We start from the raw sequence: 21,865 nt of genomic DNA, 5'->3' as shown, positions 1-21,865 counted from the left end.
CGCCATGCGAGAGTAGGACACTGCCAGGCACCCAATTTAAGAACCCCGCTCGATGAGCGGGGTTTTTTATTGGCTGCAATTCAGCAAGTCGCCTGAATATTGACCATTCACACCCTCTTCTCTGCCATTTTCTCTGTTTTTCCTCCCCGATTTTCTCCGGTTCTGCCATCGCCGCTGGCGGTGGTTGTCGTTATAATGGCCGCCCTCAAGCAAGGTGGTGGTATGAAAGCAGAATATCTACAGCGATTCGGGGGCATTGCCCGTCTTTATGGTCAGGGTGCATTGCAGTCCTTTAGCCAGGCCAAGGTCTGTGTGGTGGGAATCGGTGGCGTGGGCTCTTGGGCAGCAGAGGCGCTGGCCCGTACCGGTATCAACCAGATCACCCTGATCGACATGGACGATATCTGCATCACCAACACCAATCGCCAGATCCACGCCATGCAGGGGACGGTTGGTCGCCTCAAAACCGAGGTGATGGCCGAGCGTATTCGTGCCATCAACCCGGATTGCGAAGTGATCGAGGTAGATGATTTCGTCACTGCCGATAATCTGGCCGAGCATATCAAGCGGGAGTTTGACTATGTGGTGGACGCCATCGACTCGGTCAAGGCCAAGGTGGCGCTGATTGCCTTCTGCAAGCGCAACAAGATTCCGGTGATTGTTGCGGGTGGTGCTGGCGGGCAGATGGATCCGACCCAAATCACCGTGGCCGATCTGGCCAAGACCATTCAGGATCCGTTGGCTGCCAAGGTGCGCTCCGACCTGCGTCGGTTGCATAACTTCAGCAAGAATCCGGCGCGTAAATTCGGGGTGGAGTGTGTCTTCTCAACCGAGCAGCTGAGTTATCCGGATGGTAATGGTGGTACCTGTCAGGCCAAGGCGGCCAGCGATGGCACCATGAAGATGGATTGCGCCTCCGGCTTTGGCGCCGTGACGCCGGTGACGGCAACCTTTGGGCTGGTTGCCGCATCCCGGGTATTGAAGAAGATTGCCGAGCGGGGTGCCCGTGCCGAGAAAGAGGCTGGGAATGAGGACGCTGGGTCGATTAGCGAAGCGTAATCGATCGCTGAACAGGGTGGGTTAGACGGCCTGCTTCCGGATCGCCAGCACGATCGCTCTGAGCCCGTTACCTCGTGACGGGCTCAAGTGTTTCTCAAGCCCCAGTTCGCTGAAATATGCTTCCATATCAAAACTCTGGATCGCCGTAGACGATTGGTGGTTGAGCGCTGCCAGCACGATAACGATCAGCCCGCGCACGATGCGGGCATCGGAATCACAGGCAAAGTGCCAGCAACCCTCCTCACTCTTTTCTCCCTTCAGCCAAGCCTGGCTTTCACACCCCTTGAGGCGGCATTCCTCCTGCTGCCATTCGCCGGGTAGCGCTGGCAGCTGCTTGCCGAGCTGGATGATGAGTCGGTACTGGTTCTCCCAGCCGTGAGCGGCGGCAAACTGCTGGCGGATGCTGTCGGCATTGGGCTCAAGGCCAATCTGGGTATAGCTTGCGAGATCACTCATTTGGTTGTCTGCCTTAGAAGAAGTCACTGAGTTTGTGCAGGGCGGCCAGCAGGGCGTCGACATCGTCCCGATTGTTGTAGCAGGCCAGCGAGGCGCGCATCGTGCCACCGATCCCGAGCGATTCCATCAGCGGCATAGCGCAATGGTGGCCGACTCGCAGGGCGATCCCCTGCATGTCGAGCAGGGTAGCGGCATCTTGCGGGTGGATATCCTCCAGCAGGAACGAGACCGCGCCGGCGCGTTGGCCGGGTTCGCCGATCAGACGCAGCCCCGGCACCTGTTGCAGGCCTGCGACCAGATAGTCGGTCAGCGCTTGCTCATGGCTGGCGAGCGATTGCCGATCTTGCGCCATCACAAAGTCGATGGCGGCGGCGAGGCCGATAGCGCCAGCGATGTGGGGGGTACCCGCCTCAAACTTGAAGGGCAGGGTATTGAAGGTGGTTCCGCTGAAACTGACCCGATCGATCATCTCGCCACCGGCTTGCCAGGGCGGCATCCGTTCCAATAGCTCGGTGCGGCCCCACAACACACCGATGCCGGTCGGGCCATAGAGCTTGTGGCCGGAGAAGGCGTAGAAGTCGCAATCGATGGCCTGCACATCCACCTCGAGATGAGCCACCGCCTGGGCGCCGTCGATCAGCGTCACGGCGCCAACTGCCTTGGCCGCTGCCACCATCTCTTTGACTGGATTGACGGTACCGAGGGCATTGGATACGTGGGCTACGCTCACCAGCCGGGTGTGTGACCCCAGCATGGCGTGATAGGCGGCCAGATCGAGATCGCCCCGCTCATCGAGCGGGATGACCCGGATCACCGCGCCGGTACGCTGGGCAACCAGTTGCCACGGGACGATATTGGCGTGGTGTTCCAGGGTGCTGAGGATGATTTCATCCCCCGCCTTGAGCTCGCTCATCCCCCAGCTCTGGGCCACCAGATTGATCGCCTCCGTGGTGCCGCGGGTCCAGATCACCTCGCGAGAGTGAGGCGCATTGATAAAGCGGGCGACCGTTTCGCGGGCAGCTTCGAAGGCGCGGGTCGCGCGGCCACTCAGGGCGTGGGCGGCACGGTGCACGTTGGCGTTGTCGACCCGATAGTAGTGAGCGATGGCATCCAGTACCGCTTGCGGTTTCTGGGTGGTGGCGGCGTTGTCCAGATAGACCAGAGGGTGGCCGTTTACCCCCTGCGCCAAGGCCGGAAACTGGCTGCGCAGTTGGTCGTGCTGTTGCTGATTCATGCTCCCCTCATCATCCGGAAAAAGTCATCATCTCGAAAGGTCGGCCATGATCCTGAAAATAGCGCCCGAACACAAGGTGCGATAAGCCCGATGAGCGGCTGCCTGCCGTGCAGCAGGTACGGCTCATCGGGTGATTTCTGGTACAATGCCGCCCCTCATCATAAGCCAAGAGATCCGGCCCATGAAGCTCAACCCCAATCAGAACGAAGCGGTCAAGTATGTCTCCGGCCCTTGCCTGGTGCTGGCGGGTGCCGGATCGGGCAAGACCCGCGTCATCACCAACAAGATTGCCTATCTGGTGCAGCAGTGCGGCTACAACGCGCGCAACATCGCTGCGGTCACCTTTACCAACAAGGCGGCGCGGGAGATGAAGGAGCGGGTCGGCCAGACCCTGGGACGTAAGGAGGCGCGGGGGCTGATGGTCTCCACCTTCCATACACTGGGTCTCGATATCATTCGTCGGGAGCACAAGAGCCTGAATCTTAAGGCGAACTTCTCCTTGTTCGACGACACCGACCAGCTGGCGCTGCTGAAAGAGTTGACTGAAGATGAGCTCGACAACGATAAGGACAAGTTGTCGGCCCTTATCAGCCAGATCTCTAACTGGAAGAACGACCTCATCCTGCCAGCTCGTGCCATGCGCATCGCCCGCGGGCCGGAAGAGGTGCTGATGGCCCAGCTCTATGAGCGTTATCACCGTCAGATGGTGGCTTATAACGCACTGGATTTTGACGATCTCATCGTGATGCCGACCCTGCTGCTCAAGAGCAATCAGGAGGTGCGTGAGCGCTGGCAGAACAAGATCCGCTATCTGCTGGTCGATGAGTACCAAGACACCAACACCAGCCAATACGAGCTGGTGAAGCAGATCGTCGGCGAGCGAGCCCGTTTTACCGTGGTAGGGGATGATGACCAGTCCATCTACTCCTGGCGCGGTGCCAAGCCGCAGAATCTGGTGCTGCTGAACGAAGATTTCCCCAGTCTCAAGCTGATCAAGCTGGAGCAGAATTACCGCTCCAAGCGGCGGATCCTCAAGTGCGCCAACATCCTGATCGCCAACAACCCGCATGTCTATGACAAGGCGCTCTTCTCCGAGCTGGATGAGGGGGTGAAGCTCAAGGTACTGTTCGCCAAGAACGAGGAGCACGAGGCGGAGCGGATCGCTGCCGAAATGATGGGTCATAAGTTCATGAACCGCACCCGGTTCAAGGATTACGCCATCCTCTATCGGGGCAACCATCAGTCGCGCATCTTCGAAAAGGCGCTGATGACCAACCGCATCCCCTATCGTATCTCGGGCGGCACCTCGTTTTTCTCCCGCACCGAGATCAAGGACATCATGGCCTACCTCAAGCTGCTGGTGAATCCGGATGAGGACACCGCCTTCCTGCGGGTGGTCAACCTGCCGCGCCGTGAGATCGGCCCCACCACCCTTGAAAAACTTGGCCAATACGCCAATCAGCGCGGCAAGAGTCTGTTTGCCGCCAGCTTCGAGCTGGGGCTGGAACAGCACCTCTCTGGCCGTGGCCTCGTCGCCCTGCAGGCATTTACCAACTGGCTGGTTCGTCTTGGCGATCAGGCGCTGCGTGGCAATCCGGTGGGGGCGGTGCGGGACATGATCAAGGAGATCCACTACGAAGAGTGGCTCTACGAGACTTCTCCCAGCCCGAAAGCGGCCGAGATGCGGATGCAGAACGTCTCCACCCTCTATCGCTGGATCACCGAGATGCTGGAAGGGGATGAGCTGGAGGAGTCGATGACGCTGGCTCAGGTGGTCACTCGTCTCACCCTGCGCGATATGATGGAGCGCAACGAGGGGGAGGACGATGCCGATCAGGTGCAGTTGATGACGCTGCATGCCTCCAAGGGGCTGGAGTTTCCCTATGTCTATATGGTGGGCATGGAGGAGGGCTTGCTGCCCCATCAGACCAGTATTGATGAAGACAATGTGGAGGAGGAGCGGCGCCTCGCTTACGTGGGCATCACCCGGGCTCAGGCAGAGCTGACCTTTACCCTCTGCAAGGAGCGCCGCCAGTTTGGCGAGTCGGTACGGCCAGAGCCGAGCCGCTTCCTGCTGGAGTTGCCGCAGGATGATCTGGAGTGGGAAAACCAGAGGAAGGTGACCGCCGAGGAGCGCCAGCAGAAAGGGCAGGTCGGCGTCGCCAACCTGCGGGCGTTGTTCAAGAAGGATTAACGCTACGGGCTGGTTGGGGTAAGCAGCGGTACTATGTCAGTTCCCGGCATTGGGGGCGAGATATAGCGCCCTTGCCCCATTTGGCAGCCGATATCGATTAGCTTCTGCAATTGCAGCTGGTTCTCGATCCCCTCCACTATCAGGGTGTAATCGAGATCCTGACAGATATCCCGCATGGCGCGGATCAGCGCCAGATCTTTGGGTGATTGCAGCATCCGTTGGGTAAAGCTGTCATCTACCTTGATGTAATCCACCGGGAAGTGGAACAGGGCGTTGAGGGAAGAGAAGCCGGTGCCAAAATCGTCGAGGCTTATCTGGATGCCCTTTGATCTCAGTTCGTGCAGTGATGCCAGCGCATCGGAATCCTGCCGCGACAGTTCCCGTTCGTTGAATTCAAAAATCAGATAGCCGGGGGCCACCCCTTCATCCTCGATGATTGCCATCAGCCGCATGATGTGGTCATGGTTGACTAGGTGTTTGCCCGAGAGGTTGATGGCAACCTTGAACTTGCTCTGCCCCGAGAACGGTAACCAATTTTTCACCTGCTGGCAGGTGTGGCGCAGGATCTGGTAATCCAGATCCAGAATCAGGCCGCACTGTTCCGCCAGTGGAATAAAGTCGAACGCATCCTTGAGAATCCCCTCCTCGGTCAGCCAACGCGCCATTACCTCCAGACCGGTCAGGCGGCTATCCTGCAGCCGGATCACCGGTTGGAAGTAGGGGACGATCCGCCCTTCACGCAAGGCTCTGGCAAGCATCTCTTCGGGGGAGTTCCAGTTCTGGTGGATACAATCTTCCGAGTAGCTGACGATGCGACTGCGGCCGTTGCGTTTGGCCTGATACATGGCCAGGTCGGCCTGATGGAGCAGTTGGCTGATATCAGTGGTCTGCTCCGAGACGCTCGATACTCCAAGGCTGACGGTAATGCTCAGCTCATTGCCGAGTAACCGGAACGGGTAGGAGAGGCGGCTGATGATCCGGTTCAAAACCGGACTGATGTCATCATCTGTTTTGCTGTTGTCCAGATAGATGACGAATTCGTCGCCACCCAGCCTGGCTACCAGATCGTTTTGCCGGATGCAGGTCTGCAGTCGTCGACTCACCTCCTTGAGCAGCTGATCTCCCGCACTGTGGCCCAGAGTGTCATTGATCTGCTTGAAGTGATCCACATCGATAAAAATCACGGTAAAGCCCGGCGATTTGTAGCGGTTGTAGTGGGTCATGGCGTGGTTGAGGTGGTTCATCAGCAAAGCCCGGTTAGGCAGCTGGGTCAACGGGTCATGAAGTGCATCGAATTGCAGCCTGCGTTCAAGCTCCTGATGCTGCTTGAGCTGTTTTTGCAGCCGCAGGTTGGTCTGGCGAAGCTGTTGCAGGCGTTGGTTGATGGAATCCTCGGTATTGATGTCGCTAAGCTGCTGGCGGATCCGTTTCAGCTCCAGCAACAGGGTCAGTTGGCCACGTAAAAAGTCGAGAAACAGCTTGTCATCGGTTTCCAGCGGCTGAGCCGTGCTGATGATGAAATGGGCAAAATATTGCTGCTGTAGCCGCAGTGGCAAGCTGTGCCAGTGCAGATCATCTCTGGTGACCTCGATATTGCTGGTGCTATGGCACAGTCCGCTGATGAACTCATGGCTCTGATGGGGTTGGGCCGGGTAGATGATTTCCAGCTTTTGGCTGTTGAGGCGTACCAGCAGCATATCCTTGATCGCCAGCATCTGGCGTAGCACTGCTTCGAGCTGGGAAAAGAGCGCCTGGCTGGGAAGCGTGTTGGCCAGCCGCATGATACGGCTGATGCTCTCTATCTTTTTCTTCCAGTTCGGATCCTTGCGGATCAGGGGGGAGGGGAGCTCGGTGAGATGAGAACCAGCCTGGGTTTCGGTCAATCGTTTGGCCAGACACTCCAGCAATAACCGCAGGGTCGGCAGATCAGCCGGAGTGCAGCGAGCCATCAACCATTGCACCTGGCCATGTTCGATGGGGAAGACACACCACCCCTCGCTTTCATCAAGTTGAGTGAGCTGGTCTGTGATGCGGGACTGCTCCCGGCCCAGTTGTTGCTTGAAGGAGTCACTGACCTTGTAGGCGTAGAGCCAGTTCAAGCCGGTATCGGAGAGGCCCAGCATGCCAAAGTGTTGTAGCGGGCATAGCTGATCAATCTGCTGGATTAGCAGGTCATAATCCTGAGCCGTGGCGGTTTGTGGCGCAGGAAAATCCATAATGGCAGAGACCAACGCCAGCAAAGGAGTTGAATAATGGGGTTCGATGGATTGGGCCGACATGAGCAACTCCCGATATGTCTACCTTACAAGAGTAGTCGGAAGCCGATAGATTGAAAGGGCCGCAATTGCGGCCCTTTCAAATACTTAGAGCTTGTCGATCATGTAGTGGATGGCGTTTTCAATCTCTTCATCACTACAAGTGGCACAAGTACCGCGGGGAGGCATCATGCCGGACTTGCCCGTGAAGCCACCGATGGCATGTTTTTTGAGGGTTTCAATGCCCTGGGCGATACGAGGTTCCCAAGCGGCCTTGTCACCCCGTTTGGGAGCACCGGCTGCGCCGGTATCATGACAGACAAAGCAGGCGCCCTTGAATACCGTCTCTCCGTCACGGGGGCCGGAAGAGGCCGCAGCAACAGGTGCGGCTCCCGCGCCGGCAATACCTTCCAGATCCTTGGCGGTATAGACCTGCCCAACCGGTTTTATCCGCTCGGCAATAGCTTCCGGTGACATCTCATCGGACGCAAGTACAACTCCAGACAGGCTGGCGGCCGTCATCCCGACAGCCAGCAAATAGCTCAGTTTTTTCAACACGCTCATATACTCCCAGCAGTCTTTTATTATCCCTGTAAACGACCGGATTATAACCGAATAGTTACAGTCATTTAAACGCTTGTGTGTGAAGTGTTAAACACTCTGCGCGCAAAGTTTTAGCCGCGATCACGCCAGTTCGGGGGGCGCAGATAAAAAGAAACCCGGCATTCGCCGGGTTTGGGGTCATCACGAGGTGAAATTGTCTATTTATCCCAGCTCAGGATCACTTTGCCGGAGTGGCCGGAGCGCATCGCATCGAATCCTTGCTGGAAGTCGTCGATGTGGAAGCGATGAGTGATGATGGGAGAGAGATCGAGTCCGGATTGAATGAGACTGGCCATCTTGTACCAGGTTTCGAACATTTCGCGGCCATAGATCCCTTTGATAAACAGTCCCTTGAAGATCACCTTGCCCCAGTCGATGGCCATGGTGGCGGGGGGAATGCCGAGCATGGCGATCTTGCCGCCGTGGTTCATCTTGTCGAGCATCTCTTGGAAGGCGCTCGGTACGCCGGACATTTCGAGTCCCACGTCAAACCCTTCGGTCATGCCCAGTTCGCTCATCACGTCAGCGAGCTTCTCGTTGCTGACGTTAACCGTACGGGTCGCGCCCATCTTGCGAGCCAGTTCCAGCCGGTATTCGTTAACGTCGGTGATCACTACGTGGCGGGCACCGACATGGCGGCAGACGGCGGCAGCCATAATGCCGATGGGGCCAGCGCCGGTGATGAGCACATCCTCACCCACCAGATCAAAGGAGAGGGCGGTGTGCACCGCATTGCCAAACGGATCGAAAATGGCGGCCAGCTCGTCCGGGATATTGTCCGGCAGCTTGAAGGCGTTGAACGCGGGGATCACCAGATACTCGGCAAAGGCCCCCGAGCGGTTGACGCCAACGCCAGTGGTGTTGCGGCAGAGGTGGGTGCGACCAGCGCGGCAGTTGCGGCAGTGACCGCAGGTGATGTGCCCTTCGCCGGAGACCCGATCGCCGATGGCGAAACCGCGCACCTCCTGACCGATGGCGACCACTTCCCCTACATATTCGTGGCCCACCACCATGGGTACCGGGATGGTTTTCTGGGACCACTCATCCCAGTTGTAGATATGGATATCGGTGCCGCAGATGGCGGTTTTGCGGATCTTGATCAGCAGATCGTTGTGGCCGAGTTCGGGGGCCGGCACGTCTGTCATCCAGATGCCGACCTCTTTTTTGAGTTTGGAGAGTGCTTTCATGGTTGTTCCTTCATGCCATTCAATCACGATGAATGCAGAAAAAAGGGGCTGCAGCCCCTTGATTCAAATCAGATAACGCCGAGTTCACGGCCGATGCGGATGAAGGCGTCGATCGCCTTGTCCAACTGCTCGCGCGTATGGGCGGCCGACATCTGGGTGCGAATGCGCGCCTGACCTTTGGGCACCACCGGGAAGGAGAAGCCCACTACATAGATACCGGCAGCCAGCATGCGGCTGGACATCTCGGAGGCCAGCTTGGCATCCCCCAGCATCACCGGAATGATGGCGTGATCGGCACCCGCCAGGGTGAAACCGGCGGCACTCATCCGTTCGCGGAAGTAACGGCTGTTCTCTTTCAGGCGGGCGCGCAGGTCGTGACCTTCGGCCAGCATGTCGATCACCTTGATGGTGGCAGAGACTATGGAGGGGGCCAACGAGTTGGAGAAGAGGTAGGGACGGGAGCGCTGACGCAGCCAGTCGATCACCTCTTTCTTGCCGGAGGTGTAGCCACCGGAGGCGCCGCCGAGCGCCTTGCCCAGAGTGCCGGTAATGATGTCGACCCGATCCATCACACCACAGTATTCGTGGGTGCCACGACCGTTGTCGCCGATAAAGCCGACGGCGTGGGAGTCATCCACCATGACCAGCGCATCGTATTTGTCCGCCAGATCGCAGATGGATTTGAGGTCGGCGATGACCCCATCCATGGAGAAGACGCCATCGGTAGCGATCAGTTTGAAGCGGGCGCCATCGGCATCCGCCTGTTGGAGTTGGGCTTCCAGCTCGGCCATGTTGTTGTTGGCGTAGCGATAGCGCTTGGCCTTGCACAGCCGTACGCCATCGATGATGGAGGCGTGGTTGAGTGCATCGGAGATGATGGCATCTTCGGCGCCGAACAGGGTCTCGAACAGGCCACCGTTGGCATCGAAGCAGGAGGAGTAGAGGATGGTGTCCTCAGTGCCGAGGAAGGCGGACATCTTCTGCTCCAACTCTTTGTGCTGGTCCTGAGTGCCACAGATAAAACGCACCGAGGCCATGCCGAAGCCGTGGCTGTCGAGCCCCTGATGGGCGGCAGCGATCAAGTCCGGGTGGTTGGCCAGCCCCAGATAGTTGTTGGCACAGAAGTTCAGTACCTGCTCACCACCGACGGCGATGCTGGCCTGTTGGGCGGAGGTGATGATGCGCTCCTGCTTGTACAAGCCTTCAGCTTGCACCTGGTTCAGTTGTTCGGTCAGGTGACGATAGAATCCGTTAGACATCCTCGATCCTTATTGGCTATTTCAGCTGCGTATCAACAGAGGGCAACATTTTACTGCAATCTGTTGCGATAAATTCAAATGATTGTGCTGATATTTAGCATTTGTGGAACAGATCTCACACAACTGGTTGGGCCAGTTGACGATAATGTTGCTCCAGCTGGTGGATCTGCTCGGACACCTGCGGCTGCACGTAGGGGCGCAGCAAGAACAGCACTTTAAGAACCCCCTGATAAAGCAGCGGTTTGGTGATACGGGTGTTGGGTGCCTGAGCTATCTGGAACGGGATCCAGCAAGTCACCACCATCTTGATGGTCTGGCCCAGATCCGGCAGGTCTTCATCGCTGACATCGATGATGCCTCCTTCGCGCAGGCTCCTGAGCAGGGCGACCACGGAGGAGCGCATCTGCTCCTGAGCCTTGAGATACTTCTGCTGCAGCGGCTCGTCGCGGCTCAGGATGTCCGGCAGGTTGGCGTAGAAGAAGCGGAACTGCCACATCAGATAGAAGATGGCATCCAGATAGCCCATCAGATCTTGCAGGGTGATTTCACGGTTGCGGGTCGGGACGAAGCTCTCGCTCAGGTGGCGGGCATACTGGTCGAAGATGGAGTGGATGATGTCTTCTTTATTGCGGAAGTGGTAATAGAGGTTGCCCGGGCTGATGCCCATGTGCGCCGCAATATGGTTGGTGGTGATGTTGCGTTCACCCTGATCGTTGAACAGCTCGGTCGCGCTGTGAATGATCCTGTCTCTGGTTTTCATCACTCATTCCTCCAACAGGTTCCGCTCGGGGCAGTTTTGAACAAGGTCGAATCCCCAGGCGGCCCGTGATAAACTTTTCGGCAATTTCAAATTGGCTCACTATACACAGCTTTAACAAGCAGTCACATGTAGCCATCAACGTACGAGAGGCAAACTCCATGATCGTAGTAACTGGCGGTGCTGGCTTTATCGGCAGCAATCTGGTCAAGCAGCTGAACGCTCAAGGACGGACCGATATCGTGGTCATTGATGACCTGACCGACGGCACCAAGTTCGTCAACCTGGTCGATCTGACCATCGCTGACTACATGGACAAAGACGAGTTCCAGGCACGGATCGTCTCCGGTGACGAGTTTGAAGAGTGGGATAACGGCATCGAGGTGATCTTCCACGAAGGTGCCTGCTCTGCTACCACCGAGTGGAACGGCAAGTTCATCATGGAGGTCAACTACGAGTACTCCAAGGATCTGTTCCACTACTGCATCGAGCGTGAAATCCCGTTTATCTACGCCTCTTCTGCCGCGACCTACGGTGGCCGCAACGACAACTTCATCGAGGATCCCAAGTTCGAACAGCCGCTCAACGTCTACGGCTACTCCAAGCAGCTGTTTGACCAGTACGTGCGCCGCTGGATGCCGGAGATCAACTCTCAGGTCGTTGGCCTCAAGTACTTCAACGTCTACGGCCCGCGCGAGCAGCACAAAGGCTCCATGGCTTCCGTCGCCTTCCACCTCAATACCCAGGTGAAGAAGGGCGAGAATCCCAAGCTGTTTGAAGGCTGTGACGGCTTCCCGAACGGTGGCCAGATGCGTGACTTCATCTATATCGACGACGTCTGCAAGGTTAACCTCTGGTTCTGGCAGAACCCGCAGCACTCCGGCATTTTCAACTGCGGTACCGGCCGTGCCGAGCCGTTCCAGAACGTGGCTGAAGCGGTGATCAAGCATCACCAGAAGGGTGCCATCGAGTACATCCCCTTCCCGGATCACCTCAAGGGTCGCTACCAGAGTTTCACCCAGGCTGACATGACCAAGCTGCGCGGCGTGGGTTATGACGCCGAGTTCAAAACCGTTGCCGAAGGGGTAGCGGATTACATGGCCTGGCTCAACCGCTAACGGGTGAGCACAACGCAGCAGTTGGAGCGCAAAACCGGAAGTGGGCACTCGCCTGCTTCCGGTTTCTGGTGTCTGTGGCTGCTTGCCGTTCCTCTTTTCTCTACCGGGTAACCGCGCGATGAATATATTGATGGCACTCTCCCAGCTCGAAGTCACGGGCGCTGAGGTCTATGCCACCACGGTCGGTAACGAACTGACCCGGCGTGGTCACAACGTATTTTATGTGTCGGATACGCTGACCAAACCGACCCTTGGTCCCGTCTTCAAACTGAGATTCAACAAGCGCAGCATTCTGCGCCGTTTCTGGCACGTCTTTTACCTCATCTATCTCATCAAGAAGCACCATATCCAGTTGGTACACGCTCACTCCCGCGCCTCCGGCTGGAGCAGCTATGTCGCCTGCAAGCTGACCGGCACTCCGATGATCACGACAGTGCATGGTCGCCAGCCGGTGCACGCTTCGCGCAAAGCCTTCCATGCCCTTGGCTATCGGGCGGTTGCCGTTTGTGAGGATATTGCCCATCAGATTGTCGACAATCTGGGGGTCGATCCTGCGATTGTACAGGTGCTACGCAACGGTATCGAAACCGACAAATTCCAGCCTGTGCCTGCGCCTGATAATCCCAAGCCGGTGATCGCCATCATCGGTCGCCTGAGCGGTCCCAAAGGGGAGCTTTGCTACCGCCTGCTCGACGAAGTGCTCGATCTGGATGCCTGCAAGGTGCGGATTGTCAGCGGCACCAGCGTGCCCGAGCGCTTTGCCCGTTTCGAAGGGCGTGCCGAGTTTGTTGGCTATGTTGACGATGTACCTGCTCTGCTGGCGGGTAGCGATCTGGTGATCGGTGCCGGTCGGGTAGCCATGGAAGCGCTGCTCTGCGGCCGTCCCGCCTTTGCCATCGGCGAAGCCAAGGCAATTGGTCTGGTGACCGAGCAGAATCTTGATGAAGCGCTGGCCAGCAACTTTGGCGATATTGGTCCCAAGGATCTGGCTATCGATTTCGTGGCTCTGAAGGGAAAGATCGAATCCGCCCTGGCCAGCAAGACTGTGCCGGAAGCCATTCGTCAGCGGATTCAGGATGAGTATGGCTTGCAGGGGGTAGTATCCGGCCTCGAAACCATCTATCAGGATGCCGTGGTTGAAACCCTGCGCCGCGAGATGCCGGTCATCATGTACCACCGCTTTATCGAGCAGAATAGCGAGAAAGGGGTGCACGGCACCTGGATGCCGATCGCCATGTTCGAGAAGCACCTGCGGCTGATGAAGTGGCTTGGCTACGAGACCCTGACTTTCCGCGATCTGGCGGATAAAGGCTTTATCCACCGCCTGCAATACGGCAAGAAGTACCTGATGATCACCGCCGATGACGGCTATCAGGACAATCTGACCCGCATGTTGCCCCTGCTGGAAAAATATGGTTACAAAGCAGTGGTGTACGTGGTCACTGGCGAAGGTTATAACCGTTGGGATGTGGAGCATCCGACCAATCCAGATACCAAGGTCTCGCTAATGAGTGGTGAACAGGTTAAGGCATTGGCTGCCAGTGGCTATGTGGAGATTGGTGGGCATACTTTGACCCATCCACGTCTTAGTCAGCTCTCACCCGAGCAACAAACCCATGAAATTCAGGAGAATAAACGCCAACTGGAGGCCCTGCTTGGCCATTCCCTGCTCTCGTTCGCCTACCCTTACGGAGATATGAACGACAGCGCCAAGGAGCAGGTTATTGCCGCCGGGTATCGTTTCGCCGTTGCCACCAACAGCGGCCCCAAAGCTATGCACCAGGACCCTTTTAAGATCCGCCGGATTGCCATCTTCCCCCGTACTGATGTATTCGGGTTGTGGCGTAAGATCCGCGGGAATTATGTGTTTAGAAAGTGAGACGCAGGAAATAATGATGGTTTTATTTAGTAAAGAGAAGTTCGTACCTTTTGTGGTGCAAGCATCTGCTTTTTTATTTGGTGCTCTGGCTCTTACTGTGCCAAGCGGGTACTCGTATGGACCAGCTTTACTTGCGGTTGTAAGTCTTTTTGTCTTTTGGCGTAAAGAGTACATCTCCGCCATGGAGAAAGAGCATAAAATAATAGCATGTATATTTTTGTCATATTTTTTTCTGTTCTTTATATCTGTGATTGTCGATGGGAGCTCGTTTAGTCAATTAGATAGACCTAGTCGGGCATTAATGGCTGTATTAGTAATTCCTATACTTGCCAAACATAAAGTTAGGTTAGATGTTTTATTAAGTGGATTCGCGATGGGGGCATTTGTAGCTGCTTGTGTTGCAATTTACGATAAGTTTTATCTTGGGTATGAACGAGCTTTCGAGTTTTATTCAATACCAATACAATCTGGAAATATTAGCATGTCACTTGGCCTTTTTTGTTTATGTGGCTATTTTTGGTGTCGTGCTAATAATAGATATTTTTCTTACTTTTATATGCTTGGTACAATATCTGGTCTGACTGGTAGCTTCTTATCTGGTACCAGAGGTGGTTGGGTATTACTTCCTGTCGTAATTTTTTCGATATTAATGCTTTATAGAAGAGTTATCACAAGTAATGAAAGGAAAGGGTTGCTGTTTTTGTTTGCTCTTGTAATAGCAATGGTGTTTACACCTCAAACTGGAATATTAAAGAGATTTGATGCAGCGAAAACAGATATAGAACAATACGTAGATGGTACTAACCTAGATACATCGCTCGGCATACGTTTCCAATTGTGGGGGAGTGCGTGGGATTCATTTAAGGATAAACCATTTTTTGGATGGGGTCAAAATGGTTTGCGTGAGTCACAGAAGCAGCAATTACAAGAAAATAAAATTACAGATTTCATATATAATTTTAATTATCATGCACACAATCAATACCTTGAAGAGATGGCAAAACGCGGAGTCGTAGGGTTGTTGGTGCTTATTGCTATGCTATGTATTCCAATTTTTGTAGTGAAGAAGAAAATACCTATTATGAATCCTGCGTCGGATACATATTGTGGATGTGTGCTTGTTATTGTTACGTGTCTGACAACTGCAGATTATCATCTTAGTCAGGCATATTTTGCACATAACTCAGGCATAACATTTTTTGTATTTTCTATGATTTTGGCATTTTCATCTACATCTAAGGATGCTGAGTTAATATGAAGATATATGTTATTAATCTTGAACGTTCGATAGAGCGTAAAATGAGAATGTCAGAGTTGTTAACTACAGCTGGCGTTGAATACGAGTTTTTCCCTGCTATTGATGGCCGTATTGCAACAATTAGCGGTTATGACTCGTCAAGAAGAATTAAGGAAAAAGGTCATCCTCTCACTCTGGGAGAGCAAGCCTGTTTTTTAAGCCACAGAGCATTGTGGCTTAAATGTATAGAGTTAAATGTACCAATCGTTGTCATGGAAGATGATATTGATTTGACTGAGAATTTTTCTGATGTTTTAAAGCATGCATGCATCCATCTCTCTAGTTATAAATATATTAGATTGGGGAGAGCTCCAATAAAGAGCACTTTAATTTTACCTAAGGTAGTAACTCTGGCTTGTTTAATTAATAATACTAAACTGGTGAAGTACAGCAGAGGTCCAAGCGGTGCATATGGGTATATAATACACCCTGAGGCAGCACGGAAATTTGTTAACTCATCCAGCTATTTTTGGATGCCTGTTGATGACTATATGGATTGTGAATATATTCATGGTGTATCCAATATAGGTATTGAAGAACCTGTTATCAAATATACTGATATTCAATCTGAAATAGGTTATTCCAGCAGGCAACAAAAAGGAAATAGAACACTTGCATCTAGAATTAGAAAAGAATATTTCAGATACAGACTTTATATTCTGCAGTTCATATTTAATATCATTTTTTATCTAAAACGTTTATAATTATAAGGTGATAGTTATATGAAAGTTAGTATAATATATCCATACCTGAAAAAGTCTGGTGGCATGGAAACCTATATTGTAAACGTGTTGAAAGAACTAAAAGAACTAAACTTAAACGTTGAGCTTGTTTCTATAAAGGGACGTGTAGATATAAATTTAGTTCCTGATGGAGTAAGTGTTGTTGAGTTTCCTGTGTTCACGCCATTCAATATTATAAATGAAAAAATATTTAATCACTTCGTTGATAAAATCATTGACCGAAGTGGTGTGATATTCAACTGTAGCAGAAGTGTTATTCGTGATGCGGATATCGCCATTTCAGCAGGAACGCATCAAGGAAATAAGATAGCTCTTGGTAAAAAAATATATAAGCCAGAAGATATACTTACAGTTTACGAAGAATCCAAGGCTTACAATTTGGCTAAGGTTGTTGTTGCGCACTCTGAAATTGTCAAGAAAGAAATAATAAGATTAATAGGTGTTCCTAGTGGGAAAGTAAAGGTTGTTTATCCACCGACGAATAAAAGCCTGTTCTCGCATCATAATAATAATTCTCGTTTTGAAATAAGAATTAAGCAGCGTGAAAAGTATGGTATTTCTGAAAGTGATATTTTATTGTTGTTTCCTTCTAGTAATCACAAAAGAAAAGGTATTGACCTTATTTTACAAACATTACAGGAAAAATCTATTCCAGATTCAGTTAAATTGGTTATTGCTGGAAATAAAAAGGTCGAGCATCCTCGAGTGATTAACATTGGTTTTGTTGATGATATGCCTTCTTTATATTCAATGGTCGACGCCACGATATTAGCATCATCATATGAGCCATTTGGATTAGTAGTTACTGAATCGATTCTGTGTGGTACTCCAGTGATTATGTCTAAGGTCGTTGGCGCAACAGAGGTTGTAAAAAAAGAGTTCGCATATCTCTTTGACCTTAATGCCGAAAGTCTCGCAGACGAAATTAACCGATTTTTATCCGAACGTGACAAGCTGGTACCATCTTGTTCAGAGGCATTTCACTCATATAATGATGTAAAAGAGCATTGTATGGAGTTGCTCCATCTTGCCGGTGTTGAAGTCAGCGGAGTAGGCAATGGGTGAGGAGTTTAAATTTAAATCAAGTACATCATTGATAATGTTGCTTAGTGGACTTCTTATTTCATTGTTGTACTTCACTAATCAAATAATGTCTGGTGATCAGACCCAGATGCTCTACAAGGGCTATCTGGGGGCCTATGAGGGGGTCTGGCTCAGCTATGGCAATGCGGCGAGTGCAGTGGGCAATGTGCCTGGCAGCTTGTCAGCCTGGCTGATCGGCGGGCCGCTGCTGCTGTGGGATTCACCCTATGCGCCCATGGTGCTGCTGCTGGCGATGCGGCTGGTTGGTTTCCTGCTGTTTGATGCAGTGATCCGTCAGGTGTTTGATGACCATGCATTGAATAGCAAGGTGCGTCTGCTGTTTTTGGTGCTCTGCTGGCTCAACCCCTGGTTCCAGTATGAAAGCCTGCTCTACAACCCCTCCTATCTGTTCCTCTTCTCGGCCATGCACTGTTGGTCGGCTTGGCATATGCGCGAGCGGGCCTCCTTCTGGCACATGATCGTTCACCTGCTGGCCATCGGCATGGCGATGCAGCTGCACTACTCCTGGCCGCTGCTGGCGGTGATGTCTACCTATCTGTTCTGGCGCCGTATTCTCAAGGTGAGCTGGAGCGGGGTGGTGGTGGCTGCCCTGCTGATCGGTGCCTCCCTGATCCCCTACGCGATGGAAGTGATGAGCAACAGCCATATCACCCAGAATGGCGATCCCGAAGCGCGCCAGCGCTATATCGGCTGGGGTCTGGTGCACGTCTATCCGGTGCTGAAATCAGTGCTCTACTGGCTGCGCTACGGCTCCTGGCTGTTTGCCAGCAAGCTGGTCAACGACACCCAGTTCATCTGGCTGGCAGGGCACGAATACCTGCAGATGGCGGCGATCTGGCTGTGGCGCATCGTGATTTACGGGGTGGGTTCCGCAACTGTGCTGCTGGCGGCCAAGGCCAACTGGCAGCTGTGGCGCGCACTCAAGCCGCGTCTGCTGCGCAGTGATCGTGCGCCAGTGGATGGCGAGAGCTGGCTCGGTCTCTATGCGCTGGCGGCGGTGCTGGCAGTGCTGGTGAGTGCGGCCCTGTCGCCGATCATCTTCAACTACTGGCACCTGATGCTGATTTTCCCCTACGCCCTGTTCCCGATCCTGTTGCTGCTGGTGCGCTGGAGCCGTCGTTACCCGCAGTGGCTTGGCAAGGGGCTGCTGGCTGCTACCCTGTTCTGCACCGCGGTCAACCTGATTGCGGCGTGCGACAGCACCAAGTTCTCCTATCAGGCGGACTACAAGCTGCAGGTGCTGGAGTATCTGCAGGAGATGAAGCTGCAACCCAAGTAACGGGGTAGTGCGGTCAGACGGAGGGAGGCGTTATGCCTCCCTTCGCTATTTCCGGCGTCAGTCAGGCAGGTTGTTGTTCGCCAGAGTCGCGGGTGGATTGCGGGCTTGCCCCGGCAGATGTCGAGCCTGCTGCAACTGCACTGCCAGAATGCAATAATCTACAAGCTCTTCAGCTTGCTTGCGGTATATCTATAGCCCATGAGTACCACAGATTCCCTTATCCGCTACTGGCAATCCCCGCACTTGCCGGGGGTCGAGCTGTCACACTCCCATCATCGGGCGTTCAGCTACGGTCGCCATGTCCATCTCGACTACCATATCGGGCTGGTGCAGCGGGGTGGCCAGAAGTTTATCCACAAGGGAAACAGCCACACCCTGGTGCGCGGCGAGCTGTCGACCGTCAACCCCGACGAGGTGCACGACGGCCTCAGCCTGCTGCCGGAAGGGTATGAGGTGCGGGTCTTTGCTATCGATCCCAAGCAGCTCTCCCTCTGGCTGCCCGATCAACCGGAGCCCTTCTTCGACAAGGGCTTGCAGAGCCGTCCCGACCTCTATCACGGCTTTGCCCAACTGCACGGCTATCTCGATAACCCCCATGCCGATGCGCTCCTGATCGAGAGCCAGCTGCTCGCCCTGCTGGCAGATCTACTGCATCTGGATCCCGAGGTGCACCAGCTGGCCGATCCCCAGCTGAGGTTCCTGCGCGACTATTTGATGGCGGCACTCGATGAACCTCACTCGCTGGAAGAGCTGGCCGGACTGGTCGGGCTCGATCGCTTCGCCTTCCTGCGCCAGTTCAAGAAGCGCAGCGGCATGACGCCCTACGCCTGGCTCAAGCGGTTGCGGCTGGAGCGGGGCAAGCGGTTGTTGGCGAGCGGCATGGCGGTGAGCGAGGTGGCACTGGCGGTCGGTTTCTTCGACCAGAGCCACTTCCACCACGGTTTTCGCCAGGCTTTTGGCCTGACGCCCGCCGAATTTCGTGCCCAGATGCAATCTTTTACAAGCCGGACGTCCCGCTGATCCGGCATGCTGACTCTCTGTTGTAAATGCGAGAGTTGTTATGTTGACCAGTCTGTTTGTCACTCTTGGCCTGATGCACCTGATTGCATTGGCCAGTCCCGGTCCCGATTTCGCCCTGATCCTGCGCACCAGCCTGCATCGGCCGACCGCCCTTGGCGCGGCGCTCGGCATCTCGCTCGCCATCATGGTGCATGCCACCTTCAGCCTGACCGGTATCAGCATGTTGATTGCCAGCCATCCGGTATTGTTCATGGTGATCAAGAGTTGCGGCGCCCTCTATCTGGGCTGGCTGGGATGGGGCGCGTTGATGGCGGCCCGCAGCAAGCAGGGCAGCAAGGTCATGGCGAGTGCTGCCAAGGAGCTGCGCGGCTGGGGCAGGGGCGTGCGCGCCGGTATCGCCACCAATTTGCTCAATCCCAAGGCGCTGGTTTTCTTTATCGGTCTGCTGGCGGCCATGGTGACGCCGCAGGTAGATGGCGTCACCCGCAGCCTGCTGGTGGGGGAACTCTTCATCATTTCACTCTGCTGGTTTGGCATGCTGGCGTGGAGCCTCTCCACTGCGCGTGCCCAGCGTCTGCTACAGCGGGTGCAGCGGCCCCTCAATCTGGTCACCGGTGTGCTGTTTGCCGTGGTGAGTATCTCCATTCTGGCGAGCATGGGCGCCGAACTCATTGCCTGAGCCACAGGTCATGATGTTGCCGTATAGAAATAGCAGAAGAGCCCATGACGGGCTCTTCTGCAGAGGGTGGGGGATTTAATCCGTGCTGGTGTCATCAGCAGAATAGGGTTCGCAGCTTTGCTGCGGCTGGATCTTGGTTTTGTCGCCAAGCAGCAAACTCTTCAGGCTCTGATCCACACAGGCTGCTATCCCGAGCTGGCCGTGCTGGGAGCTCTGCTCGACTTTGACCAATCGTGCAGCAGGGCCGAAAGCCGCCTGCATCTGCTCTGCGCCGGAGTAGGGGGTTCGGCTATCAAACTCGCTGCCCAGTATCAATGCGATAGCGTCAGGGGCAAGCTGGATCTCGTTGGCCTGCACAGCGGGGATGGGGGAGCGGGGATAGGGCCAGTCTGCGCAGGTACTGAATCCACCGAACAACACGCTGGAGCCTGCCCCGTGGAAGGCGGCGTCTTCAGAATCCAGATCTTGCCAGCGATAAGGTTGAGTATTGTCCGCACAGTGGATCGCGGTATAGAGCGGGGCACTCATGATGCTATTTTCCCCCTGCTCCTCTTCAGCTTTTTCCCTGACTATTCGGGCGAGCGTCTCGGTCGCATCATCATCGATCCAGAAAGTTATCTGATCTTCATGGGCGCTCTCGACACTATCGTTCACGATGTTGGTCCACTGACCGATATCGATCTCGTTGCCCATCTTATCCGTGTATTTATCACTATCTTTTATTTGATTGGCAACTGTTTCACTTTGCAATAATGCTTGCCCGTCGAAGCGCCAGTCGATGATATTTTGCCAGTTGTGACCATCCTCCTTGATCATGGAAAAATAATCAGTATTGATGGGCGACATGGGTGAGTCGAGAATAATGTTGGCTACTCGTTCCGGATAACGATAAGCATAAATAGCAGCAACCCGCGTGCCGTAAGAGGCCATATAGGGGGTGATTTTGTCCAGATTCAGATATTGCCGCAGGGCATCCATATCTGCAGCAATGGTATTGGCACCAAATATCTGGCTGTATTGCTGAAAAACACCGTCACACTGTTTTAACAGGTAGTCGGCGGTTGATTTACCATACGCATCAAGCGGGGCATTTGCCTCACCAGCTTTATCGTCAGGTTCGTTGGCGAGCTCTTTGGCAAAAAGCGCAGCCACTTCGGCAGGCTTCATGGCCGGTTTTACTGCGGACTTGTCGCGTAGCAGACAGGTTCTCAGCTCATGAGCCAGGGCGCTATAACCGGTACCGCGCGGGTCGAAGGTAACGACATCATAATGTTTGAGAATGTCGGGATCGGTGAGATCGAGCTCCAGCAAGGCATTGCCCATCATGGGCGTAGCATCAGCCGGGCCGCCGGGATTGTAAAAAAGCGTGCCCCAGCGCTCTGCCGACGCCCGATAATGCATATAAAAGATGTCGAAAGTATCTGCGTTATCGGCGGTTCTTCCTTTATTGGCAGAGGCCGGCATATTCAGTGGTGCAGGGAAATAGGCACAAGTAACCTGCTCTGACTTGCTCGAGAGCTTCTTATCCCATGTCTTCTTCAGGTCACGACATACTTCTGCCGGATTGTAATTGGCTGCGACGTGACGTAATTGAAGTGGTATCACTGACTTGTTTGTTGTTGACGCGGATTGGTTATCTTCCCCACCACATGCCGTTAATGCCAAAGCTGACAACATGGTTACCAAAACTTTTTTATGCATTTGTTACCTCCCTTTTTTCGGTAGAATAACAAACGACTGGT

18 protein-coding genes are annotated in these 21,865 nt (G+C 54.2%); 10 read left to right on the top strand and 8 right to left on the bottom strand.

Annotation, left to right across the window (positions count from 1 at the left end; genetic code table 11):
• Nucleotides 1-222 precede the first annotated feature (222 nt).
• Nucleotides 223-1,059, top strand: a complete 837-nt coding sequence (tcdA, locus tag ACE1BR_RS20585) for a tRNA cyclic N6-threonylcarbamoyladenosine(37) synthase TcdA (protein WP_374873571.1) — start codon at nt 223-225, stop codon at nt 1,057-1,059.
• Between the two features lie 21 nt (nt 1,060-1,080).
• Here tcdA and ACE1BR_RS20580 read toward each other — a convergent pair whose 3' ends face one another.
• Nucleotides 1,081-1,515 (bottom strand): SufE family protein, encoded by a 435-nt coding sequence (locus tag ACE1BR_RS20580; protein ID WP_374873569.1) that lies wholly within the window; start codon nt 1,513-1,515, stop codon nt 1,081-1,083.
• A 13-nt stretch (nt 1,516-1,528) separates the two neighbouring features.
• Nucleotides 1,529-2,749, bottom strand: a complete 1,221-nt coding sequence (locus ACE1BR_RS20575; protein WP_374873567.1) for a SufS family cysteine desulfurase — start codon at nt 2,747-2,749, stop codon at nt 1,529-1,531.
• Between the two features lie 181 nt (nt 2,750-2,930).
• On the opposite strand from ACE1BR_RS20575, the gene rep reads away from it, so the two are divergent.
• Nucleotides 2,931-4,943, top strand: a complete 2,013-nt coding sequence (gene rep, locus ACE1BR_RS20570) for a DNA helicase Rep (protein ID WP_374873565.1) — start codon at nt 2,931-2,933, stop codon at nt 4,941-4,943.
• A gap of 2 nt (nt 4,944-4,945) precedes the next feature.
• Here rep and ACE1BR_RS20565 read toward each other — a convergent pair whose 3' ends face one another.
• The 5 genes from ACE1BR_RS20565 to ACE1BR_RS20545 form a co-directional block, all read right to left on the bottom strand.
• On the bottom strand, nt 4,946-7,222 hold the full coding sequence (locus ACE1BR_RS20565) for a putative bifunctional diguanylate cyclase/phosphodiesterase (RefSeq protein WP_374873563.1): 2,277 nt from the start codon (nt 7,220-7,222) through the stop codon (nt 4,946-4,948).
• 84 nt (nt 7,223-7,306) lie between these two features.
• Nucleotides 7,307-7,762 carry a c-type cytochrome gene (locus ACE1BR_RS20560; RefSeq protein WP_374873561.1) on the bottom strand — a complete coding sequence of 152 codons (456 nt, stop codon included), beginning with the start codon at nt 7,760-7,762 and terminating at the stop codon, nt 7,307-7,309.
• Nucleotides 7,763-7,959: 197 nt separating this feature from the next.
• Nucleotides 7,960-8,988, bottom strand: a complete 1,029-nt coding sequence (gene tdh / locus ACE1BR_RS20555; protein ID WP_374873559.1) for an L-threonine 3-dehydrogenase — start codon at nt 8,986-8,988, stop codon at nt 7,960-7,962.
• A 68-nt stretch (nt 8,989-9,056) separates the two neighbouring features.
• Nucleotides 9,057-10,247: a glycine C-acetyltransferase gene (locus ACE1BR_RS20550; RefSeq protein WP_374873557.1), complete on the bottom strand. Its 1,191-nt coding sequence runs from the start codon at nt 10,245-10,247 to the stop codon at nt 9,057-9,059.
• A 115-nt stretch (nt 10,248-10,362) separates the two neighbouring features.
• Nucleotides 10,363-11,007: a TetR/AcrR family transcriptional regulator gene (locus ACE1BR_RS20545; protein ID WP_374873555.1), complete on the bottom strand. Its 645-nt coding sequence runs from the start codon at nt 11,005-11,007 to the stop codon at nt 10,363-10,365.
• 158 nt (nt 11,008-11,165) lie between these two features.
• Here ACE1BR_RS20545 and rfaD point away from each other — a divergent pair, with 158 nt between their 5' ends.
• The 8 genes from rfaD to ACE1BR_RS20505 all read left to right on the top strand — a co-directional run bounded on the left by rfaD (nt 11,166) and on the right by ACE1BR_RS20505 (nt 20,123).
• Nucleotides 11,166-12,122, top strand: coding sequence for an ADP-glyceromanno-heptose 6-epimerase (gene rfaD / locus ACE1BR_RS20540; RefSeq protein ID WP_103250868.1), 957 nt, complete (start codon nt 11,166-11,168; stop codon nt 12,120-12,122).
• A gap of 118 nt (nt 12,123-12,240) precedes the next feature.
• Complete coding sequence (locus ACE1BR_RS20535; protein ID WP_374873552.1) at nt 12,241-14,001, top strand: polysaccharide deacetylase family protein; 1,761 nt, start codon at nt 12,241-12,243, stop codon at nt 13,999-14,001.
• Nucleotides 14,002-14,017: 16 nt separating this feature from the next.
• Nucleotides 14,018-15,259, top strand: coding sequence for an O-antigen ligase family protein (locus ACE1BR_RS20530; protein WP_374873550.1), 1,242 nt, complete (start codon nt 14,018-14,020; stop codon nt 15,257-15,259).
• Nucleotides 15,256-16,002, top strand: a complete 747-nt coding sequence (locus ACE1BR_RS20525; protein WP_374873548.1) for a glycosyltransferase family 25 protein — start codon at nt 15,256-15,258, stop codon at nt 16,000-16,002. Before ACE1BR_RS20530 ends, ACE1BR_RS20525 begins: the two co-directional genes overlap by 4 nt.
• 18 nt (nt 16,003-16,020) lie before the next feature.
• The gene (locus ACE1BR_RS20520; RefSeq protein ID WP_374873546.1) at nt 16,021-17,106 is read left to right on the top strand and encodes a glycosyltransferase family 4 protein; all 1,086 of its coding nucleotides are present in this window, start codon (nt 16,021-16,023) and stop codon (nt 17,104-17,106) included.
• A gap of 85 nt (nt 17,107-17,191) precedes the next feature.
• Entirely contained in the window at nt 17,192-18,424 is a 1,233-nt protein-coding gene (locus ACE1BR_RS20515) for a 3-deoxy-D-manno-octulosonic acid transferase (RefSeq protein WP_374873544.1), read from the top strand.
• 198 nt (nt 18,425-18,622) lie between these two features.
• Nucleotides 18,623-19,444 (top strand): helix-turn-helix domain-containing protein, encoded by an 822-nt coding sequence (locus tag ACE1BR_RS20510; RefSeq protein ID WP_374873542.1) that lies wholly within the window; start codon nt 18,623-18,625, stop codon nt 19,442-19,444.
• A 40-nt stretch (nt 19,445-19,484) separates the two neighbouring features.
• On the top strand, nt 19,485-20,123 hold the full coding sequence (locus ACE1BR_RS20505; RefSeq protein ID WP_374873540.1) for a LysE family translocator: 639 nt from the start codon (nt 19,485-19,487) through the stop codon (nt 20,121-20,123).
• 75 nt (nt 20,124-20,198) lie between these two features.
• On the opposite strand, the gene ACE1BR_RS20500 is transcribed toward ACE1BR_RS20505, so the two are convergent.
• Nucleotides 20,199-21,824 carry an alpha/beta fold hydrolase gene (locus tag ACE1BR_RS20500; RefSeq protein WP_374873538.1) on the bottom strand — a complete coding sequence of 542 codons (1,626 nt, stop codon included), beginning with the start codon at nt 21,822-21,824 and terminating at the stop codon, nt 20,199-20,201.
• Between the last annotated feature and the right edge of the window lie 41 nt (nt 21,825-21,865).

The organism is Aeromonas sp. MdU4 (genome assembly GCF_041929505.1).
Lineage (GTDB): Bacteria > Pseudomonadota > Gammaproteobacteria > Enterobacterales > Aeromonadaceae > Aeromonas.
This window is presented reverse-complemented; position numbering and strand designations above follow the sequence as displayed.

Excerpts from the sequence above, each read along its gene's own strand:
- ACE1BR_RS20575 (WP_374873567.1), bottom strand. The coding sequence starts at position 2,749 with ATGAATCAGCAACAGCACGACCAACTGCGCAGCCAGTTTCCGGCCTTG.
- ACE1BR_RS20520 (WP_374873546.1), top strand. The coding sequence starts at position 16,021 with ATGAAAGTTAGTATAATATATCCATACCTGAAAAAGTCTGGTGGCATG.
- ACE1BR_RS20510 (WP_374873542.1), top strand. The coding sequence starts at position 18,623 with ATGAGTACCACAGATTCCCTTATCCGCTACTGGCAATCCCCGCACTTG.
- ACE1BR_RS20515 (WP_374873544.1), top strand. The coding sequence starts at position 17,192 with ATGTCTGGTGATCAGACCCAGATGCTCTACAAGGGCTATCTGGGGGCC.
- ACE1BR_RS20550 (WP_374873557.1), bottom strand. The coding sequence starts at position 10,247 with ATGTCTAACGGATTCTATCGTCACCTGACCGAACAACTGAACCAGGTG.
- rfaD (WP_103250868.1), top strand. The coding sequence starts at position 11,166 with ATGATCGTAGTAACTGGCGGTGCTGGCTTTATCGGCAGCAATCTGGTC.
- ACE1BR_RS20505 (WP_374873540.1), top strand. The coding sequence starts at position 19,485 with ATGTTGACCAGTCTGTTTGTCACTCTTGGCCTGATGCACCTGATTGCA.
- ACE1BR_RS20565 (WP_374873563.1), bottom strand. The coding sequence starts at position 7,222 with ATGTCGGCCCAATCCATCGAACCCCATTATTCAACTCCTTTGCTGGCG.
- rep (WP_374873565.1), top strand. The coding sequence starts at position 2,931 with ATGAAGCTCAACCCCAATCAGAACGAAGCGGTCAAGTATGTCTCCGGC.
- ACE1BR_RS20560 (WP_374873561.1), bottom strand. The coding sequence starts at position 7,762 with ATGAGCGTGTTGAAAAAACTGAGCTATTTGCTGGCTGTCGGGATGACG.
- ACE1BR_RS20530 (WP_374873550.1), top strand. The coding sequence starts at position 14,018 with ATGGTTTTATTTAGTAAAGAGAAGTTCGTACCTTTTGTGGTGCAAGCA.
- ACE1BR_RS20535 (WP_374873552.1), top strand. The coding sequence starts at position 12,241 with ATGAATATATTGATGGCACTCTCCCAGCTCGAAGTCACGGGCGCTGAG.
- tcdA (WP_374873571.1), top strand. The coding sequence starts at position 223 with ATGAAAGCAGAATATCTACAGCGATTCGGGGGCATTGCCCGTCTTTAT.
- ACE1BR_RS20500 (WP_374873538.1), bottom strand. The coding sequence starts at position 21,824 with ATGCATAAAAAAGTTTTGGTAACCATGTTGTCAGCTTTGGCATTAACG.
- ACE1BR_RS20545 (WP_374873555.1), bottom strand. The coding sequence starts at position 11,007 with ATGAAAACCAGAGACAGGATCATTCACAGCGCGACCGAGCTGTTCAAC.
- ACE1BR_RS20525 (WP_374873548.1), top strand. The coding sequence starts at position 15,256 with ATGAAGATATATGTTATTAATCTTGAACGTTCGATAGAGCGTAAAATG.
- ACE1BR_RS20580 (WP_374873569.1), bottom strand. The coding sequence starts at position 1,515 with ATGAGTGATCTCGCAAGCTATACCCAGATTGGCCTTGAGCCCAATGCC.
- tdh (WP_374873559.1), bottom strand. The coding sequence starts at position 8,988 with ATGAAAGCACTCTCCAAACTCAAAAAAGAGGTCGGCATCTGGATGACA.